Here is a 23,740-nt window from a genome sequence, read left to right as displayed (position 1 = left end):
CTGTACTTCTGCCTCGCCGGGCTGCTGCGTAGGCTCCAGATGATTGAGACCGCGAGGGTCGTCACGATGACGGCCAGGGTGACGGGAATGGGCAGCTTGCCGATCGGAGTCTCGGACAGGATGAGTTTGCCGCCGGCGAAGGCCAGCAGGACGGCCAGGCCGTAGTGCAGGTGCACGAAGCGGCGCAGCAGCCCGGCGAGGCAGAAGTACAGGCTGCGCAGTCCGAGGATCGCGAACGCGTTCGCGGTCCAGACGATGAACGTGCTGGTGGTGATGGCCAGGATCGCCGCGACCGAGTCGATCGCGAAGATCAGATCGGTGGCCTCGACCGCGATCAGGACCACGAAGAGGAGGGTCGCGACCCGCTTGCCGTTGACCCGGGTGAAGAACCTGTCGCCGTGGTAGGCCGGGTCGGTCGGCAGGACGCGACGCACCAGGCGCACCACGGGATTGCGGTCCGGTGGGGTCTGCTCGCTGTGCCGGAATGCCATCTTGTACGCGGTGTAGATGAGAAACGCGCCGAACAGGTACGCGGTCCAGAAGAACGTCTCGAGCAGTTCCACGCCGACGAAGATGAAGGCCAACCGGAACACCAGGGCGCCGATGACGCCCCAGAACAGCACCTTGTGCTGGTACGCAGCCGGCACGGCGAAGTACGAGAAGATCAGCGCGAAGATGAACACGTTGTCGACGGAGAGCGCCTTCTCCATCAGGTAGCCGGCGTAGTAGGTGCCGGCGACGTCGCCGCCCTGCCAGACCCACAGGATCACGCCGAACAGCAGGCCGGCGGCGATCCAGATGCCGGACCAGACGGCGGCCTCACGGAAGCCGATGACGTGATTGTCCCGGTGCAGGAACAGGTCGATGGCCAGCATGGCGCCGATCGCCAGCATCAGCAGGGTCCAGACCCACCAGGAGACGGTCACGGGCGAGACCTTTCGTCCGGCCGGCCCCGGTCAGGGGGTCGGCGCTGCGGGACGAAGGTCTCCCCGGCCACCGGAGCGGCGGCTGCGTCACCGGGGCCTGGATGGGCCGGGCCCGTACTGACGGCGGCGCATACTGCGTCGGGTACTCCCCCTCGAGCTAGGCATCATTATTCATGAAATGCAGTTCGTGTGTCAAGGGTTCGTCGGGCGACGTGCCGCCGACTGTCAGATCAGGTCCCAGCTCAGCGGGGTGCCGCGTGGCACGTCGGTGGTGAACCGGCGACCCAGCACCCGGTCGATCTCGATCGGGGGCAGGCCGCCGGCCGGGCGGATCGAGCGGACGTTCGCCGCGGTGACCTCGTCGCCGGCACGTACGTCCGCCACGACGTAGAGCGAGCGCCGGAAGCGCAGGCCCTCCCGTTCGGCGGGCGTCGGGCCGACGGCGGTGCCGCCGAGTGCCGCGTACGCCCGCTCTGCCTCGACGACCAGGGCGGCCAGTTCCGTCGGGTTCAGCGAGAAGTCGGAGTCCACCCCACCGTCGGCGCGGTCGAGCGTGACGTGCTTCTCGATGAAGCAGGCTCCGAGCGCCACCGAGGCGACAGGCACGCCGATGCCGGGGGTGTGGTCGGAGAGGCCGACCGGTACGCCGAACGCGTCCGCCAGCACCGGGATGCGACGCAGGTTGCTGTCGGCGGGCGGCGCCGGATAGGAGGCGGTGCAGGCCAGCAGGACGATCCCGCCCGCGCCGCCGGCACGGGCGGTGCGGACGGCGGCGTCGATCTCGGCGAGCGTGGCCATCCCGGTCGAGATGATCATGGGTTTGCCAGTGGCGGCGACCAGCCGGATCAGCGGCAGGTCGACCAGCTCGGACGAGGCGATCTTGTACGCCGGGGCGTCCAGGCTCTCCAGCAGCTCCACCGCCGAGGCGTCGAACGGGGAGGAGAAGATCGTCAGGCCCCGCTCGCGAGCCCGCTGGAAGATCGGCTGGTGCCACTCGTACGGGGTGTGCGCCCGCTCGTAGAGCCGGTAGAGGTTCTGCCCGCCCCACAGCTCGTGGTCGCCGGAGATGCGGAAGGCCGGGGAGTCGACGTCGATGGTGATCGTGTCGGGACGGTAGGTCTGCAACTTCAGCGCGTGCGCGCCGCTGGCCGCCACCGCGTCCACGAGGGCCAGTGCCCGGTTCAGGTCACCGTTGTGGTTGCCGGAGAGCTCGGCCACCACGAAGGGGGGCGCGCCGCCACCGACCAGGTGCGGGCCGATCTTCAACGTCGTCATTGCGGTCCTTTTCGCAGGGAGCGCACCAGTTCGTGCGTCGGCGGGTCGACGGCCGGGGCGGTCGGCGGCTCGGCGACCTCCGGTGGAGCCGAGGCGCCGCGCAGTCCACCGGCCAGCCGATGCGCCCGCCGCAGCGCCGCGTACGCCAGGTAGCTGTCCTGGCCGACCAGCCGGTGCTTGAGTCCGGCCACGCCGCCGGGCCGTGGGTAGCCGCTGTGCGGCAGGTAGCGGCGGTAGTGCGCGGCGACCCGGTGGAAGAAGCGCCGCCGCAGGTGCGGGTGCAGCCTGTCGTCGTTGCCCACCACCACCAGGAAGTGGCTCACCATCAGGTGGAACAGCTCGGCGTGCCAACGTCCGTCGGGGTGCCGGTCCCGGAGCCAGGCGAAGAGCCTGTCGTACTGCTCGAAGGCGTCGAAGTGCCGGGCGCTGCGGGTCGAGGTGATGGCGCCCGGACGGCCCTGCCGGTACAGGTAACAGACCCGGTCCAGCACCGAGATCCGCTCCGCGCCGATCAGCAGCGGATGGCTGAACGGGATGTCCTCGTACCAGCCGGGGTGGAAGCGCAGGCCCAGCTCGGCCAGGAACTCCCGGCGTACCACCTTGTTCCAGGCGGTGTGCTGCACCCGCAGCAACTGTGGTCGGTCGGCCAGCCGCACCACGCCCGGCGTGCCGCGCAGCAGCGGGCTGCTGGCGTCCACCTCGTGCCGCCCACACTCGTGCACCCGCAGGTGGTCCACCATCATCACGTCCGGCTGGTCCGCGCGCAGCCGGTCGAGCACGGCGGCGATGGTGCCCGGGGGCAGCCAGTCGTCGCTGTCGACGAACCAGACGTAGCGGCCGGTGGCGGCGTCCAGGCCGGCGTTGCGGGCCGGTCCGAGGCCGACGTTCGTCGGCAGGTGCAGCACGCGTACGCCCGGGTGGGTGGCGGCGTACTCGTCAAGCAGTTGCCCGCACCGGTCCGGTGAGGCGTCGTCCACGGCTATCAGTTCCACCGCGGTCGCCTCGCTCGGCGGAATGTCGGCGTGGATCGAGTCGAGGCACTCCCGCAGGAATGCCTCCACGCCGTAGACCGGCACGACGATGCTCATCAATGGTGCTCGGGTCGGCTGAATGGCCACGCCGACACTTTCGGCCGCGCACATGGACGGCGTGGGAACCGAACATGACAGCTGGCGGTGAGGAGATTGAACAGCGCTGCGCTGCCGCCCGCCGACCTCCGGCCCGGGGGTCCGAAGGTCGGGCGTCCCGATCAAGGAAATAGGGTGTCGGGATGACCAGCACGACAGTCGACCGGCCGGCCGCCACGAGCGAGCGCGGTGTGGCGAGCCGACTGCCGTCGCTGACCGGGCTGCGGTGGATCGCCGCACTGCTGGTGTTCGGTTTCCACGCCGGGACGATGCGGATCATCGCCGACCCGGGGCACCAGGCGGTGGTCGGCAAGATCTTCACTCTCGGTCTGTCCGGGGTGCAGTTCTTCTTCGTCCTCAGCGGTTTCGTCCTGGTCTGGTCGGCGCGGCCGGGTGCCTCCCGGCGGCGGTTCTGGCGGCGCCGGTTCGCCAAGATCTATCCGAACCACGTGCTGATGTGGGCGGTGGCGATGCTTGCCGCGCTCTGGTTCGCCGATCCGATCAACCCGGTGGCCGCGGTGGAGAACCTGTTCCTGCTCCAGGCATGGGACCCCCGGCCCGGCTACTTCTACAGCGTCAACAACGTGAGCTGGTCGCTCTCCTGTGAACTGTTCTTCTATCTGTGCCTGCCGCTGGCGTTGCCGCTGGTGCGGCGGGCCCGGCCGGGGCTGCTCTGGGCCGTGGTGATCGCGGTGCCGCTGCTGATCGTGGCGCTCTGGCCCGCGCAGACGCTCGTGCCGCAGGAGTACCGGTGGTGGTTCACCCAGGTGTTCCCGCTGGTCCGGTCGCTGGAGTTCTGGATGGGCGTGGCCGCCGCCGAGCTGATGCTGCGTGGTCGCTGGCGCGGGCCACGGCTGCCCGTGGCCAGCCTGATCTTCGTGGCGACCTGGGTGGTGGCCGGGCAGTGGATCCGCGCCGAGCTGTGGGCGGCGATCCTCTCGGCGGCGTACGTGCTGCTGATCGCGGCGGCGGCGGACGCCGACGTACGCGGCAGCCGCTCGCCGCTGCGGTCCCGGCCGATGGTCTGGCTCGGTGAGGTCTCGTTCGCCTTCTACCTGGTGCACGTCTTCGTGATCATGACGATCATGCGGCTCAGCGGCGACTGGGGCAGCGGCTTCCCCGGCTGGTGGGGGCCGGCCGCCGTGATCGGGTTCCTGCTGCTCACCCTGGCCCTGGCCGCGCTGCTGCACCGGTACGTGGAGCAGCCCATGATGCGCCGGCTGGCGCCGCCCCGCCGGGCCGACCGACCTGGCCCTCCGGTCGCCGACCGCCCGGCCGGCCCGCTGAACCCGCAGGTGGGATGAGCCGTGGAGCGGGCCGTGCTCTACCAGTTCCTGATCGGGGTGCCCCGGGCCGTCGTCATCTGGTCGGCGCTGCTCGTGCTCGCGCTGGGGATGCTCACCGTCCTGGTCGCCCGTCCGGGCCGGGCGACCGACGACGAACCCGCCGAGCCGGTCGAGGATCCCGCCGTGACGGCTGCGGCCGACCTGTGCAGATACGTCGACGAGGTGGCGGTGGCGGCAGCCGGTGCCGCCCGGACCGCGCAGCGCCGACGAGACGCCTGGCGGGCCGCCCACGAGGAACTCGAACATGCCTGGATCGGGTACGACGCGGCGGAACGTGCGGCCCGGCGGCTCGACGCCACGGTGGTGCTGTCCGTACCGGACGCCATGCACACCCCGGCCGAGCACGCCGCGCGGGAGCGGTGGTTGCACCGCACCGCGATGCTCGCGCACTGGCGGGGGGAGCTGACGGCCCGGCAGCTGAGTGACGTCTTCGCCCGGCGGGCTGCCTGGGATCCCCGATGGCACCCGGCCGAACAGGAGATCTTTCTCGCCCGGCTGGTCCGTGACGGCCGTCTGACGGTGTACCGGGCCGCCGGGGTGCGGGAACGCGAGGCGTGGCGGGCAGCCGGACTGGCCGCCGAGGCCGCCCGTACGCTCGCCGTCGAGGCGGCGGCCGCCGCCGAGCAGCTCCGTGCCGGCGAGCAACCGGCACGACGGCGGGTCGTGCTGCGGCGTCCGGCGGCGATCCTGCGCTGGCGAACCGCCCGGGTGGGCTGATCGGCTGAGGGCGTGGTCGGGCGGTCGGCCGGACCTCGCCTCCGGCCGAGGTCACGGCCCCGGCCCGTGGTGACCCCGGTCACGGGCCGACCGGAAACGGTCACACACTCCATCCGGGTCGATCAGCCAACTGATCCTCGGGATTTATCGCGTAAGTGGTCCGGTTGTGGACTTCGGGCCCCCGGAATGACCGATATCCCATTGCGGGTCGGCTGTCGCCGACTACCCGAAAATAATCGCTCTAGATCGGGTTTGCGCAGGTAATCAGGGGTTGGCGCGCTCTTTGGTCGGCCAGTAATGTCGCCCCGGTCCGGTGCGGTAATCGATCGCAAAAGGCGGCGCCGCGCCGACCCGCTCAATCGTGATCTCACGAACCGGGGACCCACTGCATTACCTGGGGTGAATCCGCGAGCCACCACTCGCGGTAGGGCGATCTTCCCGCCCGAATCCGTCAGCTAACCCGGTCGGCGGCGTCGGAAGGAGTTTCCACCCCGTGCAACAGGTTCCGATCCCCCAGTTGTTCCCACGCCTCCACGGCATCGCGGTGCCCGCGCTCGCCGGCTCGTCGACGGCGAGCTGACCCCGGTCCACCGCCACCGCCCGATCTTCCGGGCGGATCCCTCGAACGGCCCTGTCCGGGTCCGTGCGCGGTCGTCGGTGTCCCCTGCCGACGCGATCGCCGGGACCGGTACGGCGGCTGCCCAGCCCCTGTGGAGGATTCGTGAAGCACACAGTCAAGCGTCAGCTCCGCCGTCTGGCGACGGAGCGTTCATACCAGATCGTCGCCGGGTCGGCGGCGGCGCTCGTACTGGCGGCCGGCGCCGGTGCCGCGCTCGCCGGCACCGGGGACACCCCGGCCACCGCGCAGACCACCACCGTCGCCGAGGTGCGTGGCGACGCGCTGGTCCTGCCGGCCGAGGCCCCGGTGGCGCAGCGCGCCGCGGCCGAGCCGAGCGCTCCGGCCCCGGCCAGCGCCTCGCCGTCCGCGTCGCCGTCACCGTCGCCGAAGGCCACCACGGCCGCGCCGGACCCGGACCTGACGAGCAAGCAGGCCGCCCCGAAGCCGCCGGCGAAGAAGGTCCTAGACTACGACTACCAGGCCCAGACGACCGGCTACTACTGCGGCCCGGCGGCGGTACGCAACGCGCTCAGCGCCGCCGGCATCGAACGCGACCAGGACACCCTGGCCAGCCAGCTCGGCACCACGTACGCCGGCACCAACTCGGCGGAGGACACCACCCGGGTGCTCAACGCCGCGCTCAAGGGCGACCCGTACCGGACCCGGTGGATCCGTGGTGGTTCGGCCACCCCGGCCCAGATGGATCAGCTCCAGGCTGATGTGGTGGCCGCTATCAGCGACGGGCGCAGCGTCGTGGTGAACGTGGCCGGCAGCGCCACCGACACCGACGGCGGCTGGCACTCCTTCCCCGGCGGGCACTACATCGCCGTGGTCGGCTACGAGGACGACGGCCGGCTGGTGAAGATCGCCGACTCGGCCGACGCGTCCTACTACTCGTACTGGATGAGCACCATAGACCTGGCCAACTGGGCGGCCACCCGGGGTTACTCGGCCTGACCGACCTGACCGGGCGCCGGTTCCCTGCGGGGGCCGGCGCCCGTCGCGTATCTCAGGCCCGCGGTGAGCCCGCGGCGTCGAGCGCCGGCACCAGCGGCGTCACCGCGGCCCGCACCAGGTCGGGCAGGGACCCGGAGGGTACGACGAAACCCGGCATCGAGGGTGCCTCGCGCGTGGCGTCCAGCCACTGCCCGAGCGCGACCCGGGCGGCCGCACCGACGGCGGCGGAGAGCACCTGGGCGGTCAGCGGGTCGATGTCCGGGCAGCGCGCGATGACGGCGTCGGCGAGCGGCTCCTCGATCGCGGTGACGGTGTCGACGTAACAGGCGCGCAGGGCGGGACTCGTGGTGATCATCAGCAGCGCCTCACGCGCGTGGTCGCCCTGGTCGGTGTACTGCCCGACGACGGCGTCGCGTACGGCGTCGCCGAGGCCGACCTCGGCGGGCCGGGCTGCCACGGCCGCGGCGACCTGCGCCGCGCGCTCCGCGGTGACCGCCGCGACGATCGCCTGCTCGCGGCTGGAGAAGTAGTTGTTGTACGTCCTCGGCGACACGCCGGCAGCCGCGGCGATGTCGTCGACGCGGACGTTGTCCGGCCCGCACTCCATGGCCAGGCGCAACGCCGCCGTGCGCAGCGCCTCCCGGGTCGCCTGCTTCTTCCGCTCCCGCAAGCCGGGCCGTTCCGCTGTCACGCGCCCACCATCGCACAATTCCTGCGCTCCAGCAAACTTGCGTGCACGCAGAATTATGCTCTAGCGTCGTGGCGAGCCGTTCTGGACGGCGAGCACCCCGAGCGGAAGGACCACACCACCATGCGCGCCAAGGGCATGACCTACGAGACCGGCTTCGTCCGAGCAGGCCGCAGCTCGATACCCCACCTGGATCCCGAGCGGGTCCGGCGTGAGCTGACCATCATCCGCGACGATCTGCACTGCACCGCAGTCCAGATCGTCGGTGGCGACCCGCAACGTCTGGAACTCGCCGCCCACACCGCCGCCGAACTCGGACTGGAGATCTGGTTCTCGCCCTATCCAATGGACCTGCCGGCCGACGAGATCAACGCGCTCTTCCTCGACTGTGCCGAGCGGGCCGAGCGACTACGCGCGGCCGGGGCCGAGGTGGTGTTCGTCGCCGGCGTCGAGCTGAGCCTGATGAACCTGGGGTTCATCGACGGCGACCGCATCGAGCAACGTCTCGACCGCCTGCTGGGCGACCCGCAGGGCCGGGGCGAACGGATCGCCGAGGTCCGCGCCCGCCTGGACGCCTTCCTCCGCACCGCCGTGCCGGCGATCCGCGCACGCTTCCACGGAAAGGTCACCTACGCCGCCATACCGTTCGAGGGCGTCGACTGGGACCTGTTCGACGTCGTGACGGTAGAGCTGATCCGGAACGCGGCGGTCGCCGACCGGTTCCGGGCCGGCGTACGCGAACTCGCGGCGCAACCCAAGCCCCTGGCCATCACCGGCTTCGGCACCGCCACCTGGCAGGGTGCGGGCGACGTCGCGCCGCGCAGCATGGAGATCATCGAGTACGACGACGCCACCGGCGAACCGGTGCGGATCAACGGTGTCTATCAGCGCGACGAGGCCGGTCAGGCGGCCTACCTGAGCGAGTTGCTGGAGATCTTCGACAGCGAGGGCGTGGACAGCGCCTTCGTGCACCTCTTCGCGCTCGACAGCCTGCCGCACCGGCCCGACGGCGATCCCCGCGACGATCTCGACCTCGCCAGCCCGGGGATCGTCAAGGTCTTCGCGGATCGCTCCGGCGACACCTATCCCGGCCTGCCCTGGGAGCCGAAGGCGGCCTTCGCCGCCGTCGCCGACCGTTACCGCGCCTGACGGCGGGCCAGCAGTCGGGCCGCGATCAGGGGCAGCAGGTGCAGCACGGCGACCAGCAGCAGTACCAACACGGCGACCTGACCCACGGCGAGCCCCTGCACCGCCAGCACCAGCCACGCGCAGCCGGCGGTGACAAGTGCGTGCCACACCAGCCGCAGCGTCACCCGCAGACCGGACGGCTGCGCGATGTCCGCGGCGCGCTCGGTGCCGTCCGAGCGCAGGGCGGTCACGATCGCCGTGAGCGAGACCAGGACGGCGAACTGCACCGCCCAGAGGGCGACCGTGCCGACGCCGGCCCCGTCGGTCACCGACGGGGCGGCGACGGTGCTGACCGCGAACACCGCGAACGCCGGCAGCACGGTGAAGAAGAAGGCCAGGATCGCCGCCCGAGCCACCCGCTGACCCCGGCCGAGCTGCGGTTGGACCTGCTCACCGAGCTGGGAGAGCACGTCCTCGGAGGCCCAGACCAGCTTGCCGGCCGGCGGCGTCTCGGGCGCGGGGTGTGTCATGCCGGGAATTCTAAAGTGGATCCGCCAGCCGCCCGGCGTGGAGCGGGCCTCAGGTGATGGGGGAGAGCGGGGCGGCCGTGGCGCCGCGCGGGGCGGGCGGAGCCCAGCTCGGGTCCAGCTCCCGCCGCGCGGCGGTCAGGAAGGTCTCGGCGTACGACTCGGCGGGGAAGTCGCCCAGGTAGCGCCGTCGGGTCGCCCACCGGTCCGCGGCCAGCGGGTCGGTGTCGAGCAGCCCGGTGAGCACCTCGTCCAGGTTGGCCAGGTCCCGGTGCAGCACATAGCCGGACGCGGCCAGCGGGAAGCGCTCGATGAACCGGTCGCCGTCCGCGCCGGTGTCGGTGACGGCGTACGGCTTGCCCGAGTACAGCCAGTCGGAGACGACCCCGGAGACGTCGGAGATCAACGCGTCGGCGCGGTTCACCGACTCGGCCAGGGACAGCCGGCTGGCCCCGGTGCCGAAGAGGTGCTGCCGGCCGGTGCGGGACCGGTCGGCGGCGAGCAGGTCGTGCAGCCGGCCCAGGTAGCGGGCTGAGGCCGGGTTCTGCGTGGTGTAGGGGTGGGCCCGCAGGATCACCGTGGCGCCCCGGTCGAGCAGCCGGCGCAGCAGCGTCTCGGCCATCGGCAGCGAGCAGTAGTCGGCGTCGGCGTGGTGGCCGGTCCAGGTGGGGGTGTAGAGCACCGTCGGGTTGGTCAGCCCCCGGGTCGGCTCGGCGCGTACCTGGATCGCCTCGACCTGCGGGCGGCCGACCACCACGAACTTCTCGGCCGGGATGTCGATCCCGGCGCGGGCGTACCTGTCGATGGCGGCCTGACCGGCCACGAAGATCCGGTCGAAGATCGCCGACACCGGGTTGGCGCTGGACGCCTTGTCGCTGTCGCCGTGGTGCAACTGGACGTGGGTGAGCTGGGTGAACCGGAGGCAGTGGCTGTTCTTCGCGCCGTGGTTGACGTAGAAGGCCACCCGCAGGCTGGGCACCAGCACCTCGTCCATGTTCCGCAGGGTGGGGCAGTAGAGCACCGGGGCGGTGGTGGCCGCCGCGATGGTGGGCAGCGACTCCGGCTCGCGCACCATCACCACGAACGGCCGGCCGATCCGCTCCAGGTACGGCAGCCACATGGTGACCTGGTACTCGGAGCCGGGCGGAGCGGAGAAGTGCAGCACGAACTCCGGCTGGTAACGGCGCAGCGCGCGGGTGACCGGCGAGCCGCCGGCGGCGGGCCGGAACCGCCGACGGGCCAGGTCGAACGCGACAGCGCCGGCGGCGACGCCGCCCAGCAGGCTCACCACGAGCGCGACGAGGCTGGGCAGACCCGCCACGGCGGCCAGGGCCAGGAGCGCGAGCAGCCCGGCCACGATGTCGGGCAGGCGGGCGGCGAGCTGCGGCACCCAGGTGCGTACCGGCAGGTTGGCGACGCGGATCTCCCGGTCGGCGGCCTCCCGCAGCGGGCCGGTGAACAACACCAGCCCCAGCAGGACCAGGGCGGTGACGGCCAGCACCGGGTCGAAGCCGGCGTCGAGTTGCCGGGCGTGGCCGACCAGCACCGCGCCTGCGATCAGGGTGGCCTCGGTGGTGCCGTCCGCGCCGGGGCGCAGCCGCCGCTCCCAGACCGAGGCCACCAGGGCGGCCAGCGCCAGACCCAGCCCCCACGCGGTCGCCTCGGTGAGCCCGACCACGATGAACGCCAGGATCGCGCCACCGGCGGCCAGGCCCCGGGCGGCCAACTTCCTGACCAGGTCACCACGCATCTCGGTGTCGCCTTCGCGGGTTACGGTGCCGGCTGGTCAGCCGACGGGAGCGGTGTCGATCGGCCGGTCGGCCTGGGCGGGCACCGGCACCACGGCCGGCGTCTCGCCGGGCGGCCGACGGACGTCGATCACCTGGCCGGTGAGGTCGGAGATCAGCACGTCGAGCGAGGCCTGGGCGACGGTCTCGGCGGCGAGCAGGGTGTGCTCGGGCTCCGTGCCGAACGCCTTGGTCCGCATCGGGGTGGCGGTCCGCTCCGGGTTGATCACGTTCACCCGGACCCCCAGCTCCGCCCACTCGTCCGACAGCGCCTGGGTGAGGTTGACCAGGGCCGCCTTCGTCGCCGAGTAGAGCGCGTAGTCGGCCCGTCCCCGGGTGTACGAGCTGGAGGTGTAGAGCAGCAGCTGGCCCTTGGTCTGCTGGAGGTAGGGCAGGGACTGCCGGGCGACGGTCACCGGGCCGACGAAGTTGACCTGGAGTACCCGGTCGATGGTCGCCTGGTCCATCTCGGCCAGCGCGCCCTTTTCCAGGATCCCGGCGGTTACCACGACGTGGTCGATGCGGCCGGTGGCCTCGAAGGCGGTCCGCAGCGCGGCCTCGACATCCTCGGGCCGCTCCACGTGCGTGCCGGTGCTGGAGCGGCTGAACGGGAAGACCTGAGCGCCGTGGCGGCGGGCCAGCTCGGTCAGGTCGTGGCCGATGCCGTAGCTGCCGCCGAAGACGACGATCGTGCGGCCGGTGACCTCTTCGCTGTACGACCGGTGGTCGGTGAGCCGGGGCACCTTGGCGGCGGCGAGCTGGAACAGCTTGTCGGCCAGGTGCACGTCGACGGGGTGGGTGACCTTGATGTTCTCGTCCGAACCGTCGATCACCTTGATCGGCACCTCGGGCAGGTAACGCAGCACCACGCCGCAGTCGTCGGTGGCGGCGAAGTTCGGGTCACCCTCGGCCCGGCGGTACGCCTCCCGGATGGTGCTCGACCGGAACGCCTGCGGGGTCTGCCCCCGGCGCAGCGTGGCGCGGACCGGGATGTCGGTGATGCACTCGTCCTCGTCGACCTGGATGATCGTGTCGGCCGACGGGATGGCCACGTCGACCGCCGCGTACGTCCAGAGGGCGTTCACGCACTCCCGGACGATCCGGCCGCTGAGCAGCGGTCGTACCGCGTCGTGGAAGAGGATGTTGCAGTCGGCCTCGCCGACCGCGTCCAGCGCGATGCGGGTGGTCGCGTTACGGGTGTCGCCACCCTCGACGACCTTGGTGACCTTGCGGAAGCCGGCCTTGTCGACGATTCGCTGCGCCTCGTCGACGTGGCCGGTGGCCATCAGCACGATGATCTCGTCGATCTCCGGAGCGGCCTCGAAGACGGCGAGCGTGTGCTCGATGATCGGCTTACCGGCGATCTTCAGGAGCTGCTTGGGGATGCCAAGGCCCAGTCGGGTGCCGGTGCCGCCGGCCAGCACCACGGCCACCGTCCGGGAGGGTCGCCACGGTGCCGGGGTCTCCGGCCGGGTACCCGGTGCGGTGGTCTGGTCCTGCGTCATTGCCGGTCCTCGCTCTCGGATGCATCGCTCATGGTGGTGAATCGAAGGTGGCGCCCAACTGGCGCCGGGATGAACAGTAACGCGTGGACCGCACCGCCCCAACGGGACGATGCGGCACGGACGGCTCGCGCCACGGCCGTACGGCCGTGGCGACTTTACTTGCCGTTGGTGAAGGCGTCGTACGCGCGTAACACCTCGTCGGTCGGGCCGTCCATCCGGATTTCGCCCGATTCCAACCAGATCGTCCGTTCGCAGGTGTCCCGCACCGACGAGAGCTGGTGGCTCACCAGGAAGACGGTGCCGGCGCTCTCCCGCAGCTCCCGTACCCGCTTCTCGCTGCGCCTGCGGAACTTCTTGTCGCCGGTGGCCAGGGCCTCGTCGATCAACAGCACGTCGTGCTGCTTGGCCGCGGCGATGGAGAAGCGCAGCCGGGCCGACATGCCCGAGGAGTAGGTACGCATCGGCAGCGAGGCGAAGTCACCGCGCTGGTTGATCCCGGAGAACTCGATGATCTCCGGGAGCTTGCGCTGCACCTCCTCCGGGGGCATGCCCATCGCCAGGCAGCCGAGGGTGACGTTGCGCTCGCCGGGCAGGTCGTTGAGGAGCGCGGCGTTCACCCCGAGCAGCGAGGGCTGCCCCTGCGTGTAGATCGCGCCCCGCTCCACCGGCAGCAGCCCGGCGATGGCCCGCAGCAGCGTCGACTTGCCCGAGCCGTTGGTGCCGATCAGCCCGATCGCCTCACCCCGGTACGCGGTGAAGGTGACGCCGCGCACCGCGTGCACCTGCCGGACGTTCGGCGCGGAGGTGCGGGTGACCATCCGCTTCAGCGCCGCCACCGGACTGCTGCTGCCGGCGGCGCCCTTGTGCACCCGGTAGACGACGTGCGCGTCGTCCACCACCACTGTCGGGATCCGCTCCTTGATCCGGGGCAGGGTCACCGTCACATCATTGGACATCGCGAGGTAATCAACCACGGCCGTACTCCTGTTCGCCACGCCAGAAGTAGAGGTAGCCACCGACACCCATCACGAGGGTCCAACCCACGGCGATCAGCCAGGTCAGTGGCAGGGACGAGTTGAGCAACGGCGTGTTCTCCAGCAGGGCGGCCCGAGCCAGCTCGATGTAGACGAGCATCGGGTTGAACTGCACCACGGCGGTGGCCCAACCGGGCAGGTTCTCGGCGAACAGCTCGACGCTGTAGAGCACGCCGGAGCCGTACATCCAGGCCCGCAGGACGAAGGGCATGACCTGCTTGAGGTCGGTGGCCTTGGCACCGAGCCGGGCCACCGTCATGGTCAACCCGGCGTTGAAGATCGTCTGGAGCAGGATCGCCGGCACCAGCATCAGCCACTTGAGGGTGATCGGCTCGCCGGTGGCCAGCACGATCCCGAGCAGCACCACCATCGAGCCGAGCAGTTGCTGGAACTGGGTGGCGGTGATCGCCAGCGGCAGGCAGGCCCGGGGGAAGTGCAGGGCCCGGATCAGGCCGAGGTTGCCGCTGATCGCCTGGGTGCCCTGCTGCACGCTGGTCTGGGTGAAGTTGAAGATGAACAATCCGGCGGTGAGGTAGGCGATGAAGTTGTCCATCCCCCGGGTCTGTTGCAGCACCACACCGAAGATCAGGAAGTAGACCGCCGCGTTTGTCAGCGGGGTGAGCACCTGCCAGAGCTGCCCGAGCCGGGCGTTGCTGAACGAGGCTGTCAGCTTGGCGTTGGAGTACGCGGAGATGAAGTGCCGGTACTGCCAGAGCTGACGGGTGTAGCGGCTCAGCGAGGGTCGCTCACCAGCCATCCGCAGCCCGTGCCGGGCGGCCAGTTGGGCCGGGGTCAGGCCGGATTCAGGGTCGGCCAGCGCGTTGGCCATGGGGATGGGCGCTCCGATCTATCGTGCCGGGCGGGATGCTCGCGACGTGGAATCTAGCGTGGCCCAGGAGCGGAGCGCCGCCCCGGTCGCAGCGTGCACAGTAGTCTGAAACCACGTCGGGACGCAACCGTACCGTCGTTGCGGTACATTGTTGCACGTGAAGACCGACAAGAGGCGGGCGCCAGCCGGTGCGGCGGTGCTCCGGAACGAGATCACCACGGCGATCCGCCGCGCGGTCACCAAAGAGCTGGCCGAGGTGGGTTATGGCCGGCTGTCGATCGAGGCGGTGGCGCGTCGAGCCGGGGTGAGCAAGACGGCCGTCTATCGCCGCTGGCGGTCCAAGCTTGAACTGGTGCTGGACGTGGTCTCGGCAGTGGCGACCCGGAAGCTGCCGATGCTGGACACCGGCACCCTCGACGGCGACGTGCGGCTGCTGCTGCTCGTCGCGACAGGTGCGCTGGGTCACCCACTGGCGTCGCAGATCATCCCCGACCTGCTCGCCGAGGCCGCGCGCAACCCGCAGATCGCCGGCACGCTCCAGGGCGCGCTCAAGGACTACCAGGACCGCATCGGCGAGATCGTGGTCGGCCGAGCGGTCGAGCGCGGAGAGTTGCCGGCCGGCGCCGACCCGCGCGCCGCCGCCGACCTGATCATCGGGCCGGTCTACTGGCGGCTGGCCATCGCCCGGGAGCCGCTGGAGCCACCCGAACTCGCCCGGATGGCCGACGCCGCGGTGGCCGCCCTGCGGGTGGCCTGCGCCGAGCCGGACGACGACAGTCGGTCGTGACCGGCGTGAGCCCTGCCCGCCCACTGGGCCGGGTGGTGATCGGCGGCTGACCGGGCGGCTACGACCGGCGGGGCGGGTTGTCGACGTCACGCGAGACGACCTCGCCTCGCTCGTCGACCCAGCCCTTCGGCCGGGCCGGGTTGCCCGCCACCAGCTGGTACGGCGCGACGTCCCGGGTCACCACCGAACCCGCGGCGATCATCGCGTGTTCGCCCACCACGACCCCGCAGACAACTGTGGCGTTCCCGCCGATCGAGGCACCCCGGCGCACCACCGTGGGAGTGATCTTCCAGTCCGGGTTCTGGGCGCGGGGCCGGAAGTCGTTGGTGAAGACCGCGGACGGTCCCACGAACACCTCGTCCTCCAGGGTCACCCCCTGGTAGACGGAGACATTGTTCTGGATCTTCACGCGGTCGCCGATGGTCACGCCCTCGTCGACGTACACGTTGCGGCCGATGACGCAGCCGGCGCCGACCCGTGCGGAGGACCGGATGTGGGCCAGCCGCCAGACCTTGGTCCCGTCGCCGATCTGGGCGCCCTCCTCGACGTCGGCGGTGGGGTGGACGAAGACGGCGGGGGAGAGGGAACTCGGCTCGGTCATCGTCACCTTCCGTCAGGGGCCAGCCGGGCGCGAAGCTCGGGTAGCATACCGAGCCCCGGTCGGCCGTGCGGTCACCGGCGCGACGGCGCCGGGCGCCTGCCGCCGACGGTGCCGGGTGGGACCGCCCTCCCGTCCGGGGCGACGTTCTGTCACCATGCGAAGGCGACGGACCGACGAATGGGGGCCGGGGTGCGCATTCTGCTGGTCGAGGATGACCGTCGGGTGGCCGCCGCGCTGTCGTCCGCGCTGACCCGGCGGGGGTACGAGGTGGAACACGCCGCCACCGTCGCCGCCGCCATCTCCGCCGCCCCCTGCGATCTGGTGCTGCTCGACCTGACCCTGCCCGACGGCGACGGCACCGACCTCTGTCGGGAGTTGCGCCGACGCAGCAGCCAGCTCGGCATCATCGCGGTGACCGCCCGGGGCGAGGAACGCGACCGGGTGCTCGGGCTGCGGCTCGGTGCGGACGACTACGTGGTCAAGCCCTTCTCGATGGTGGAGTTGCAGGCCCGGATCGAGGCGGTGCTGCGGCGGGCCGCGCACGCGGCACCGGAGCGGAACCTGATCGAGGTCGGGCCGGTGCGGGTCGACGTGGGTGCTCGTACGGTGACCGTGGCCGCCCGGCCGGTATCGCTGACCCGCAAGGAGTTCGACGTCCTGCTCTCGTTGGCCCGGCAGCCCGGAGTCGCGGTGCCCCGGGACCGGATCCTGCTCGATGCCTGGGGCACCACCTTCGCCGATCGGCACACGGTGGAGGTGCATGTCGGCTCGTTGCGCGGCAAGCTCGGTGACCCGCGCCTGGTGGAGACGGTACGCGGCGTCGGCTACCGGCTGCGGGCCGAGTGAGGGGCCGGCCGTGCGTCGACGCCTGGTGATCAGCTACCTGCTGCTGATGGTGCTGGTGCTGGTGGCGCTCGGCACCCCGCTGGCGGCCACCCTGGCCACCCGGGAGACCGACCGGATCCGGGCCGACCGGCTCGCCGACGCCACCCGGTTCGCCTCATTGGCCGGTCCGGTGCTGCGTGGTGGCACCACCGGCCCGCTCGACAACGAGTTGACCAGCTACCAGGAGCTGTACGGCATCGAGGCGGCGGTGGTCGACCGGGACCGTCAGGTGGTGGTGGGCTCGTCGGCCTGGCGCTCCGCCCTGGACAGCCACGAGGCGCTGGACGGCGCCCTCTCCGGCCAGCAGAGCAGCCGCCCCGACTCGGTCTGGCCGTGGATGGACGGGCCGATAGTGGTGGCGGTGCCGATAAACGACGGTGGCGAGGTGCTGGGGGCGGTGGTCACCGCCAGCCCGACGGAGGCGCTGCGCCGGACGGTCACCACCTGGTGGTTGCTGCTGGCCGCGCTGGGTCTGCTCGCCGTGCTGGCCTGCGTGCTGACCGCCTTCGGGTTGGCCGGATGGGCGCTGCGGCCGGTCACCGAACTGGACGCGGTGACCCACGAGATCGCGGAGGGGGATCGCGGCGCCCGGGTCCAGCACCGGTTGGGCCCGCCGGAGCTGCGCCGCCTGGCGGCCAGCTTCAACCACATGGCCGACGCGGTCTCCGACGTGATGGATCGGCAGCGGGCGTTCGTCGCGCACGCCAGTCACCAGCTGCGCAACCCGTTGACCGCGCTGCGGCTGCGGGTGGAGGAACTCGGGCCGAGCCTGACCGACCCGCAGGGCCGCGCGGAGCACCAGCTCGCGTTGGAGGAGACCGACAGGTTGGCCCGGCTGCTCGACGGGCTGCTCACCCTGGCCCGGGCCGAGCGTCGGGAGAACCAGCGGGTGGTCGTCGACGCGGCGGACGTGGCCGTGTCCCGGGTGGCGGCGTGGGAGCCGCTGGCCCGGCACCGGTCGGTGACGCTGCGCTTGGCGACCGACCCGGTGCCGGCGTACGCCCGGACCGTGCCGACCGCCATCGACCAGGCGCTCGACGCGCTGATCGACAACGCGGTCAAGTTCAGTGGCGCGGGCGGCGAGGTGACCGTCTCCGTCGCGACCCGCGACGGCGGAGTCGAGCTGGAGGTGCGCGACACCGGCCCGGGTATGACCCGCAGCCAGCTCGGCCAGGCCACCGAGCGGTTCTGGCGGGCCCCGGAGGTGCAGAACGTCGACGGGGCCGGGCTGGGGCTGACCATCGCCGCGGTGCTTGTCGACGCCTCCGACGGCCGGCTCACCATGCACCCGAACGCGCCCCGCGGACTTGTCGCCGCGCTGTGGTTCCCCGCGCCGGCCGAGCCCACCGCCGCCGAGCCCACCGCCGGCGAGCCCACCGCCGGCGAGCCCAGCGCTGCCGCCGAGCCCACCGTCGCTGTGCCGGCGCCGCCGTCCGTCCTGACCTGACCGCCCCACCGGATCCGCTCGGCCAGGCCGGGTGCCCCACGTGAAAACCGTGCATGGATGGCTGCCTGCCGCGGCAGTCATATGTAGTATGGATGCTATCAAATGATGGATCATTATTACGGGGAGGCAGGCATGGCAGTGGATGCCGAGCCGGAGGTGGCACCCGGGGCGACGGCCGACCCGCAGGTCACCCTCGACGTGCGCGACCTGCGGATGCGATACGGCAGCACCGACGTGCTCGACGGGGTGTCGTTCACCGCGCGGCGCGGACAGGTGCTGGCGCTGCTCGGCCCGAACGGCGCGGGCAAGACGACCACCATCGAGATTTTGGAGGGTTTCCGGATGCGTTCCGGGGGCCACGTCGACGTGCTGGGCGTGGACCCGGCGCACGGCGACGAACGGTGGCGCGCCCGCCTCGGCGTGGTGCTCCAGTCCTGGCGTGACCACAGCCGGTGGCGGGTGCGGGAGCTGCTGGCACACCTCGGCTCGTACTACACGCCCTACTCGACGTCGCAGGTCCGCCGGCCCTGGGACGTCGATGAACTCATCGACCTGGTCGGCCTGTCCGCGCACGCGCGGCAGCGGATCGGCCAACTCTCCGGCGGCCAGCGCCGCCGGGTCGACGTGGCGATCGGCATCGTCGGCCGGCCGGAGGTGCTCTTCCTGGACGAGCCGACAGCTGGCTTCGACCCGGCCGCCCGACGGGAGTTCCACGACCTGGTGCACCGGCTCACCGATGTCGACGACACCACCATCCTGCTCACCACGCATGACCTGGACGAGGCGGAGAAGCTGGCCGACCGGATCCTGATCCTGGCCGGTGGCCGGATCATCGCCAGTGGCTCCGCCGACGAACTGTCCCGGCGGATCGCCGCCGACGCCGAGGTGCGGTGGAGCCGGGGCGGGCAGCGGTTCGTCCACTCCACCGCCGACTCGACCGGGTTCGTCCGGGAGTTGTTCGCGCAGCACGACGATCAGATCGCCGACCTCGAGGTGCGCCGGGCCAGCCTGGAGGACACGTACATGACGTTGGTCCGTGATGTCGAGTCTGGCCGCGTCGACGGCGCGGCCCAGGTGTTCCCGGAGGTGGCCCGATGACGTCGGATCTTCGTCCGCTGCTGGTGGCGTCCCGGGCGGGCCTGTCCCGGGGCCGCATCGAGCTGCGGCAGGGCTTCACCAACGCCGAGACCCTGTGGGGCTATCTCCTGCCCACCGTCGTACTGCTGGTGGTGATGTTCTTCGCTCGCGACGCCACGGTGCCGGGCACCGATTTCTCACTGGGCGGGCAGATGCTGCCCAGTTCGCTCGGCATGCTGGTGGCCTTCGGTGGGCTGGCCACTGTGGCAGCCATCATCGCCACCGAACGAGAGGACGGCACCCTGCTGCGCGCCAAGGCCACCCCGAACGGGATGCTCGGCTATCTCATCAGCCGGATCGTCGTCGTCGCCGGGATGGGCCTGGTCAGCTCGGCCCTGCTGCTCGTGCCGGGGAGTTTCCTGCTCGACGGGCTGATGCTGGGCAATCCGGTTGCCTGGCTGACCCTGGCCGGGGTGCTGGTGCTCGGGATGGTGGCGACGATGCCGATCGGCGCGGTTCTCGGGTCGTTGTTGTCCAATCCCCGCGAGGTGGGGCTGGTGACGCTGCCGATCATGGGCCTGGTCGCCATCTCCGGCATCTTCTACCCGGTCACCGTGATGCCGGGCTGGGTGCAGGGGCTGGCCCAGGTTTTCCCGGTCTACTGGCTCGGTCTGGGGATGCGCTCGGCGCTGCTGCCCGACGCCATGGCCGCCGTGGAGCTCGGCGGCTCGTGGCGGCACCTGGAAACGCTGCTGGTGCTCGGCGGTTGGGCGGTCGCCGGGCTGGCGTTGGCCCCGGTGGCGCTTCGCCGGATGGCACGCCGGGAGTCCGGGGCGAGTGTCGCCGCCCGTCGGGAGAAGGCCATGCAGCGGGTGACATGGTGAACGCATGAGCGAGGTCGTCTACAACCGGATCGCCATGCTGCGGGCCGAACGGGGCATCTCCCGCCGGCAACTCGCCGAGGCGTTGGGCGTCCACTACCAGACGATCGGCTACCTGGAACGGGGAGAGTTCAGCCCCAGCCTGCACCTGGCACTGCGGATCGCCCGTCACTTCGAGGTGCCGGTGGAAGTGGTCTTCTCCGCCGAGCCCTTCCCCCGCCTCGGTGACACCACGGCCCGATCGGCCTGAGCCGCCCTGCCCGCTACCCCGGCCGATGGCCGCTCAGGGTTTGCTTTCGCGGTAGTACGCCATCGCGCCGGGATGCAGCGGCACCGGCGCGGTGGCGATCGCCGAGCGGGGACTCATCCGCCCGGCCGCCGGATGGGCCGCGGCCAGCTCGGCCCGCCGCTCCATCAACAGCTCGGTGATCCGCCGGACCAGGTCGTCCGGCAGCTCCGCCCGGACCAGCAGATAGTTCGGGTTGGCCACGGTGGTGACCGCATCGGTGCCGTACACCGAGCGGGGCACGTCCCGCGGCACATACACCTCCCGGCTCTCCTCGCGCAGCCGGGCGGTCCACTCACCGAGGCTGACGATGCGGGCGGGGTTGTCCCGGACGAAGTCGGCGACGGCCCGCACCGGCAACCCGCCGGAGAAGAAGAACGCGTCGATCTCACCGTTGCGCAACGCGGCCACCGAGTCGTCCAGGCCGAGCTGCACCCGGTCCACCCGGGTGCCGTCCAGGTCCGCCACCTTGAGCAGGCGACTCACCGTGATCTCGGTCCCCGAGCCCGCCGCTCCGATCGACACCCGCCGCCCCCGCAGGTCGGTCAACGTCCGCACCGGGCTGTCGGCGGTGGTGACCAGGTGCAGCAGATCGTCGTAGACCCGGGCGATCGCCACCACCGCCGGATCCGGGCTCGGATCGGCGGGCAGCACGTCGGCCTGGCTGAACCCGAGTTCGGCCTCGCCGGCGTTGAGCAGCCGGACGTTCTCCACCGAGGCGGCGGTGACCAGCACCTCCGCTCGTACGTTCGGCAGCTCCCGGTTGAGGATGGTGGCGAGCGACTGACCGAAGGCGTGGTAGACGGCGGTCTGGCTGCCGGTGGCGATGCGGATGCGTACCGGTTCGCCGGGGTCGTCCCGGCATCCGACCAGGCTGGGCAGGACCAGCAGCACCGCCACGAGGGCGGCCACCTGGACGCTGGGCCGCCCGGCTCGGGCGGCTCGGGCGGCGTACCGGGAACGGCTCACGGGCAGCACTGTGCGCCGCCGGACCCCCATGGCGCAACCCCGGGGACGGCGGGACCCCTCCGGACCGCGGCCCGCCTGTTCAGGCGACCGGACGGTGCGTGGCCCGCCCGGTCAGGCGACCGGGCGCTGCGTGGTCTCCTCACCGGCGTGCCGCAGGATCCGGTCCCGGTCCCGGCCGTGGGCGACACTCACCAGGTAACAGCCGGTCCCCGGGCGCAGCAGCGCCGGCACGTCGAGCAGCGCGGCACCACGCACCAGCACGGCAGCGAGTTCACGGTCGGTGATCCGCACGCCGAGGATGTGCCGGCGGACGTGTCGCCCACCCGCCAGCAACGCGGCCCGCCAGGCGGCGGCGGCCAACCGGGTCCGCCACTGCCGGCGGGCGGTCGAGGCACCCGGCACCGGACCGCCGAGCAACTCCCGCCGCCCGCGCCGCCAGCCGTTCTCCATCATCGCCCCGTACCCGGGCCGGAACTCGCGGGGCACGTGCAGCCGGTGCAGCTCGTAACGGCGGCGCAACCCGCCGACGGCCAGCTCGTGGCGCACCGGAATGCCCAGGCGGTCGAGCAGCTGCCGCGCCCGGCGCGCCGCCTCCTCCCGGTTGAACTCGACAGTCGCCGGAAAACCCGGCTGCCGCCCGCCGTGCCGCGGGCCGGGGGTGGCCGGCGGCGGCATGCAGCGCAGCAGGCAGGCTGTCTCGAAGGCGTCGGCCAGGGTCGTCCAGTCCAACGGTGGCGGGGCCGCCGGTGGACGGCTTGGTGGCGGGGCCGCCGGCAACCGGCTTGGCGGCGCGGTCGCCGGCGGACGGCGCCGGTCGAGCAGGATCGGTTCAACCACCGGAGGCCTCCTTGCGGCGTCGGTTCCCCTTACGGTGACCTGTGACACCGGTGGGTGGTACCGATCCCGCTCAGCCTTGAGGAAATCTTGCGCCTGGTAACCGTCCGGAAATCGTCGCGAGTCGGTCGCCCGGTGGTGCGGGAGGTGGCGGACGTGCCGGCCGCCTGTTCACCGCCGCGGCCTCACAACTCGGCGACGACCAGGTCGACCTGGCGGGGGCGGCCCGGTGCCGTCGGCTGCTCACACACCTGGTACTTCAGCTCCCGCAACGCGCCCACCAGGGCGTCGGCGGTGCGCGGCCGGGCACCGGCGAGCAGCAGGTCGCGCACCAGGCGACCCTTTGTGGCCTTGTTGAAGTGGCTGACCACCGAACGCACCGGCACCCCGTCGACCTCCCGCTCGTGCAGGACCCGCACGGTGACGGTGCGTTCGGCGAGTGTCCCGCGGGGCGTCCAGGCGGCCGCGTACGCGCCGGAACGTAGGTCCAGCACCGGACCGGTGCCGGCCGCCGCGGTCAGCGCCGGGCCGAGCGCCGGCCGCCACAACGCCGGCAACGCGCCGGTGCCGGGCAGTCGCGCCCCGATCGGGCAGCGGTACGGCGGAATCCGGTCGGTCAGTCGTACCGCCCCCCACAGGCCGGAGCTGATCAGGACCTGACGGCCGGCGGCACGTTGCGCCGGAGGTGGCAGCGTGGCCAGGTCGAGCGCCCCGTAGAGCACACCGGTGTAGATCCGGCCGGCCGGTGCCGTGGCGGCCCGTTCCAGCCGGGCGTTACGGCGCAACTCCCCGAGCTGACCGGCACCGAGCCCGAGCGCGGCCAACGCCGGCTCCGGCTGCCCGGCGCTGAGCGTGACCAGCGCGGCAAGCACCTGCGCGCGTACCGGGTTCAGCTCCGGCAGCGAGAGCCGGTCCAGGTCCAGCCGGCGGCCGGCACCGGCGTCGGCCTTGCCCTCGGAAGGTGGCAGCAGGATGAGCATGGTGACTCCTCGACGTCCCGGTCCGCACCACGCGCCGGGTCCGGCCAGCGTACGGCCACCGCGTCAGCGCCACGGCCGCACGGGCGTCGTCGGGTGGTACACGCGATACCCGCCGACCTCGGCCAGCAGCGCCGTGTCGGCCCGGTCGCCAAGCAGCTCCCGCAACCGCCGGTCAGCCGGCGCGCCGACCGCCAGCACATACCCGGGTCGGGTGGCACGAGCCAACCGGGTCCAGTACGCCGGGTAACGGTTGAAGCCGGGAGACAGGTCGCCGTCGAGGACCCCGCAGACCACCTCCTCGGCCGTGTCGAAGACGAGCCGGTTGCAGGTCCAGTACTCGCCGTACACCTCGCGCAGCCCGGCGCCGCGGACCGTCGCGGCCATCGTCCGGGCCTGCCGCTCCTCCCGGCGGCCCGGTGCCGCCCCGGCGGTGGCGAAGAGCACCGTCACCACGAGCGAGGTCGCCGCCAGGGCGGCCAGCACGGTGGTGGCCAACGCGGCGGCCAGCCGGCCCGCCACCCCCAGGGC

General features: G+C 71.8%; 23 protein-coding genes, 1 pseudogene and 1 riboswitch. Of the genes and pseudogenes, 10 read left to right on the top strand and 14 right to left on the bottom strand.

Translation table 11 applies throughout. The annotated features are described in order from the left end of the window. The 3 genes from C1I93_RS13605 to C1I93_RS13595 form a co-directional block, all read right to left on the bottom strand. On the bottom strand, positions 1 to 926 hold a 926-nt coding region (locus C1I93_RS13605), incomplete at its 3' end, for a TerC family protein (protein WP_111243637.1). A gap of 225 nt (positions 927 to 1,151) precedes the next feature. Next, on the bottom strand, positions 1,152 to 2,201 hold the full coding sequence (gene pseI / locus C1I93_RS13600) for a pseudaminic acid synthase (RefSeq protein WP_111243636.1): 1,050 nt from the start codon (positions 2,199 to 2,201) through the stop codon (positions 1,152 to 1,154). Beyond that, the gene (locus C1I93_RS13595; RefSeq protein ID WP_223256593.1) at positions 2,198 to 3,289 is read right to left on the bottom strand and encodes a glycosyltransferase family 2 protein; all 1,092 of its coding nucleotides are present in this window, start codon (positions 3,287 to 3,289) and stop codon (positions 2,198 to 2,200) included. The genes pseI and C1I93_RS13595 overlap by 4 nt, the downstream gene beginning before the upstream one ends. 182 nt (positions 3,290 to 3,471) lie before the next feature. Here C1I93_RS13595 and C1I93_RS13590 point away from each other — a divergent pair, with 182 nt between their 5' ends. The 3 genes from C1I93_RS13590 (at position 3,472) to C1I93_RS13580 (ending at position 6,967) form a co-directional block, all read left to right on the top strand. Further along, positions 3,472 to 4,632 (top strand): acyltransferase family protein, encoded by a 1,161-nt coding sequence (locus C1I93_RS13590; RefSeq protein ID WP_111243634.1) that lies wholly within the window; start codon positions 3,472 to 3,474, stop codon positions 4,630 to 4,632. 3 nt (positions 4,633 to 4,635) lie between these two features. After that, complete coding sequence (locus tag C1I93_RS13585; protein ID WP_111243633.1) at positions 4,636 to 5,391, top strand: hypothetical protein; 756 nt, start codon at positions 4,636 to 4,638, stop codon at positions 5,389 to 5,391. A gap of 342 nt (positions 5,392 to 5,733) precedes the next feature. Further along, positions 5,734 to 5,876: riboswitch (cyclic di-AMP (ydaO/yuaA leader) on the top strand. A 236-nt stretch (positions 5,877 to 6,112) separates the two neighbouring features. After that, complete coding sequence (locus C1I93_RS13580; protein WP_111243632.1) at positions 6,113 to 6,967, top strand: C39 family peptidase; 855 nt, start codon at positions 6,113 to 6,115, stop codon at positions 6,965 to 6,967. Between the two features lie 52 nt (positions 6,968 to 7,019). Here the strand turns inward: C1I93_RS13580 and C1I93_RS13575 are convergent, their stop codons facing one another. After that, on the bottom strand, positions 7,020 to 7,658 hold the full coding sequence (locus C1I93_RS13575; RefSeq protein ID WP_111243631.1) for a TetR/AcrR family transcriptional regulator: 639 nt from the start codon (positions 7,656 to 7,658) through the stop codon (positions 7,020 to 7,022). A 120-nt stretch (positions 7,659 to 7,778) separates the two neighbouring features. Between C1I93_RS13575 and C1I93_RS13570 the strand changes: the two genes are divergently transcribed. After that, a complete protein-coding gene (locus tag C1I93_RS13570) occupies positions 7,779 to 8,804 on the top strand; it encodes a glycoside hydrolase family 113 protein (RefSeq protein ID WP_111243630.1) in 1,026 nt (341 codons plus the stop codon). On the opposite strand, the gene C1I93_RS13565 is transcribed toward C1I93_RS13570, so the two are convergent. The 5 genes from C1I93_RS13565 to C1I93_RS13545 all read right to left on the bottom strand — a co-directional run bounded on the left by C1I93_RS13565 (position 8,792) and on the right by C1I93_RS13545 (position 14,465). Continuing rightward, on the bottom strand, positions 8,792 to 9,313 hold the full coding sequence (locus C1I93_RS13565) for a hypothetical protein (protein WP_111243629.1): 522 nt from the start codon (positions 9,311 to 9,313) through the stop codon (positions 8,792 to 8,794). The genes C1I93_RS13570 and C1I93_RS13565 overlap by 13 nt on opposite strands. A 49-nt stretch (positions 9,314 to 9,362) precedes the next feature. Beyond that, positions 9,363 to 11,060, bottom strand: coding sequence for a CDP-glycerol glycerophosphotransferase family protein (locus C1I93_RS13560; protein ID WP_111243628.1), 1,698 nt, complete (start codon positions 11,058 to 11,060; stop codon positions 9,363 to 9,365). A gap of 36 nt (positions 11,061 to 11,096) precedes the next feature. Further along, a complete protein-coding gene (locus C1I93_RS13555) occupies positions 11,097 to 12,602 on the bottom strand; it encodes a bifunctional cytidylyltransferase/SDR family oxidoreductase (RefSeq protein ID WP_111243627.1) in 1,506 nt (501 codons plus the stop codon). A gap of 155 nt (positions 12,603 to 12,757) precedes the next feature. After that, positions 12,758 to 13,558 carry an ABC transporter ATP-binding protein gene (locus C1I93_RS13550; protein ID WP_111243626.1) on the bottom strand — a complete coding sequence of 267 codons (801 nt, stop codon included), beginning with the start codon at positions 13,556 to 13,558 and terminating at the stop codon, positions 12,758 to 12,760. Between the two features lie 10 nt (positions 13,559 to 13,568). Next, complete coding sequence (locus C1I93_RS13545) at positions 13,569 to 14,465, bottom strand: ABC transporter permease (RefSeq protein ID WP_111243625.1); 897 nt, start codon at positions 14,463 to 14,465, stop codon at positions 13,569 to 13,571. A gap of 157 nt (positions 14,466 to 14,622) precedes the next feature. Between C1I93_RS13545 and C1I93_RS13540 the strand changes: the two genes are divergently transcribed. Next, entirely contained in the window at positions 14,623 to 15,252 is a 630-nt protein-coding gene (locus C1I93_RS13540; protein WP_111243624.1) for a TetR/AcrR family transcriptional regulator, read from the top strand. A 58-nt stretch (positions 15,253 to 15,310) separates the two neighbouring features. Here C1I93_RS13540 and C1I93_RS13535 read toward each other — a convergent pair whose 3' ends face one another. Then, a complete protein-coding gene (locus tag C1I93_RS13535; RefSeq protein WP_111243623.1) occupies positions 15,311 to 15,853 on the bottom strand; it encodes an acyltransferase in 543 nt (180 codons plus the stop codon). A 177-nt stretch (positions 15,854 to 16,030) separates the two neighbouring features. Between C1I93_RS13535 and C1I93_RS13530 the strand changes: the two genes are divergently transcribed. The 5 genes from C1I93_RS13530 (at position 16,031) to C1I93_RS13510 (ending at position 20,393) form a co-directional block, all read left to right on the top strand. After that, positions 16,031 to 16,699: a response regulator transcription factor gene (locus C1I93_RS13530; protein WP_181445160.1), complete on the top strand. Its 669-nt coding sequence runs from the start codon at positions 16,031 to 16,033 to the stop codon at positions 16,697 to 16,699. 10 nt (positions 16,700 to 16,709) lie between these two features. Continuing rightward, on the top strand, positions 16,710 to 18,185 hold the full coding sequence (locus tag C1I93_RS13525; RefSeq protein ID WP_111243622.1) for a sensor histidine kinase: 1,476 nt from the start codon (positions 16,710 to 16,712) through the stop codon (positions 18,183 to 18,185). Between the two features lie 132 nt (positions 18,186 to 18,317). Next, positions 18,318 to 19,283 (top strand): ABC transporter ATP-binding protein, encoded by a 966-nt coding sequence (locus C1I93_RS13520; RefSeq protein ID WP_111243621.1) that lies wholly within the window; start codon positions 18,318 to 18,320, stop codon positions 19,281 to 19,283. After that, positions 19,280 to 20,146 carry an ABC transporter permease gene (locus C1I93_RS13515; protein ID WP_111243620.1) on the top strand — a complete coding sequence of 289 codons (867 nt, stop codon included), beginning with the start codon at positions 19,280 to 19,282 and terminating at the stop codon, positions 20,144 to 20,146. The genes C1I93_RS13520 and C1I93_RS13515 overlap by 4 nt, the downstream gene beginning before the upstream one ends. Before the next feature lie 4 nt (positions 20,147 to 20,150). Further along, the gene (locus tag C1I93_RS13510; RefSeq protein ID WP_111243619.1) at positions 20,151 to 20,393 is read left to right on the top strand and encodes a helix-turn-helix transcriptional regulator; all 243 of its coding nucleotides are present in this window, start codon (positions 20,151 to 20,153) and stop codon (positions 20,391 to 20,393) included. Between the two features lie 33 nt (positions 20,394 to 20,426). Here C1I93_RS13510 and C1I93_RS13505 read toward each other — a convergent pair whose 3' ends face one another. The 4 genes and pseudogenes from C1I93_RS13505 to C1I93_RS13490 all read right to left on the bottom strand — a co-directional run. Beyond that, the gene (locus C1I93_RS13505; protein WP_223256603.1) at positions 20,427 to 21,407 is read right to left on the bottom strand and encodes a TAXI family TRAP transporter solute-binding subunit; all 981 of its coding nucleotides are present in this window, start codon (positions 21,405 to 21,407) and stop codon (positions 20,427 to 20,429) included. A gap of 102 nt (positions 21,408 to 21,509) precedes the next feature. Then, entirely contained in the window at positions 21,510 to 22,235 is a 726-nt protein-coding gene (locus tag C1I93_RS13500) for a hypothetical protein (RefSeq protein ID WP_111243617.1), read from the bottom strand. A 182-nt stretch (positions 22,236 to 22,417) separates the two neighbouring features. Further along, a complete protein-coding gene (yaaA, locus tag C1I93_RS13495; protein ID WP_111243616.1) occupies positions 22,418 to 23,212 on the bottom strand; it encodes a peroxide stress protein YaaA in 795 nt (264 codons plus the stop codon). A 63-nt stretch (positions 23,213 to 23,275) separates the two neighbouring features. Continuing rightward, positions 23,276 to 23,740 (bottom strand): annotated as a pseudogene (locus C1I93_RS13490) (hypothetical protein); the annotation flags it as partial.

Origin of the sequence: Micromonospora endophytica (assembly GCF_003236305.1) — a bacterium.
In the GTDB taxonomy this organism is placed as follows: Bacteria; Actinomycetota; Actinomycetes; order Mycobacteriales; family Micromonosporaceae; genus Micromonospora; species Micromonospora endophytica.
The sequence above is the reverse complement of the archived record's forward strand: the minus strand, read 5'-3'. Positions and strand labels throughout refer to the sequence as shown.

Excerpts from the sequence above, each read along its gene's own strand:
- C1I93_RS13550 (WP_111243626.1), bottom strand. The coding sequence starts at position 13,558 with ATGTCCAATGATGTGACGGTGACCCTGCCCCGGATCAAGGAGCGGATC.
- C1I93_RS13565 (WP_111243629.1), bottom strand. The coding sequence starts at position 9,313 with ATGACACACCCCGCGCCCGAGACGCCGCCGGCCGGCAAGCTGGTCTGG.
- C1I93_RS13515 (WP_111243620.1), top strand. The coding sequence starts at position 19,280 with ATGACGTCGGATCTTCGTCCGCTGCTGGTGGCGTCCCGGGCGGGCCTG.
- C1I93_RS13590 (WP_111243634.1), top strand. The coding sequence starts at position 3,472 with ATGACCAGCACGACAGTCGACCGGCCGGCCGCCACGAGCGAGCGCGGT.
- yaaA (WP_111243616.1), bottom strand. The coding sequence starts at position 23,212 with ATGCTCATCCTGCTGCCACCTTCCGAGGGCAAGGCCGACGCCGGTGCC.
- C1I93_RS13555 (WP_111243627.1), bottom strand. The coding sequence starts at position 12,602 with ATGACGCAGGACCAGACCACCGCACCGGGTACCCGGCCGGAGACCCCG.
- C1I93_RS13530 (WP_181445160.1), top strand. The coding sequence starts at position 16,031 with ATGGGGGCCGGGGTGCGCATTCTGCTGGTCGAGGATGACCGTCGGGTG.
- C1I93_RS13535 (WP_111243623.1), bottom strand. The coding sequence starts at position 15,853 with ATGACCGAGCCGAGTTCCCTCTCCCCCGCCGTCTTCGTCCACCCCACC.
- C1I93_RS13510 (WP_111243619.1), top strand. The coding sequence starts at position 20,151 with ATGAGCGAGGTCGTCTACAACCGGATCGCCATGCTGCGGGCCGAACGG.
- C1I93_RS13570 (WP_111243630.1), top strand. The coding sequence starts at position 7,779 with ATGCGCGCCAAGGGCATGACCTACGAGACCGGCTTCGTCCGAGCAGGC.
- C1I93_RS13595 (WP_223256593.1), bottom strand. The coding sequence starts at position 3,289 with ATGAGCATCGTCGTGCCGGTCTACGGCGTGGAGGCATTCCTGCGGGAG.
- C1I93_RS13520 (WP_111243621.1), top strand. The coding sequence starts at position 18,318 with ATGGCAGTGGATGCCGAGCCGGAGGTGGCACCCGGGGCGACGGCCGAC.
- C1I93_RS13545 (WP_111243625.1), bottom strand. The coding sequence starts at position 14,465 with ATGGCCAACGCGCTGGCCGACCCTGAATCCGGCCTGACCCCGGCCCAA.
- pseI (WP_111243636.1), bottom strand. The coding sequence starts at position 2,201 with ATGACGACGTTGAAGATCGGCCCGCACCTGGTCGGTGGCGGCGCGCCC.
- C1I93_RS13560 (WP_111243628.1), bottom strand. The coding sequence starts at position 11,060 with ATGCGTGGTGACCTGGTCAGGAAGTTGGCCGCCCGGGGCCTGGCCGCC.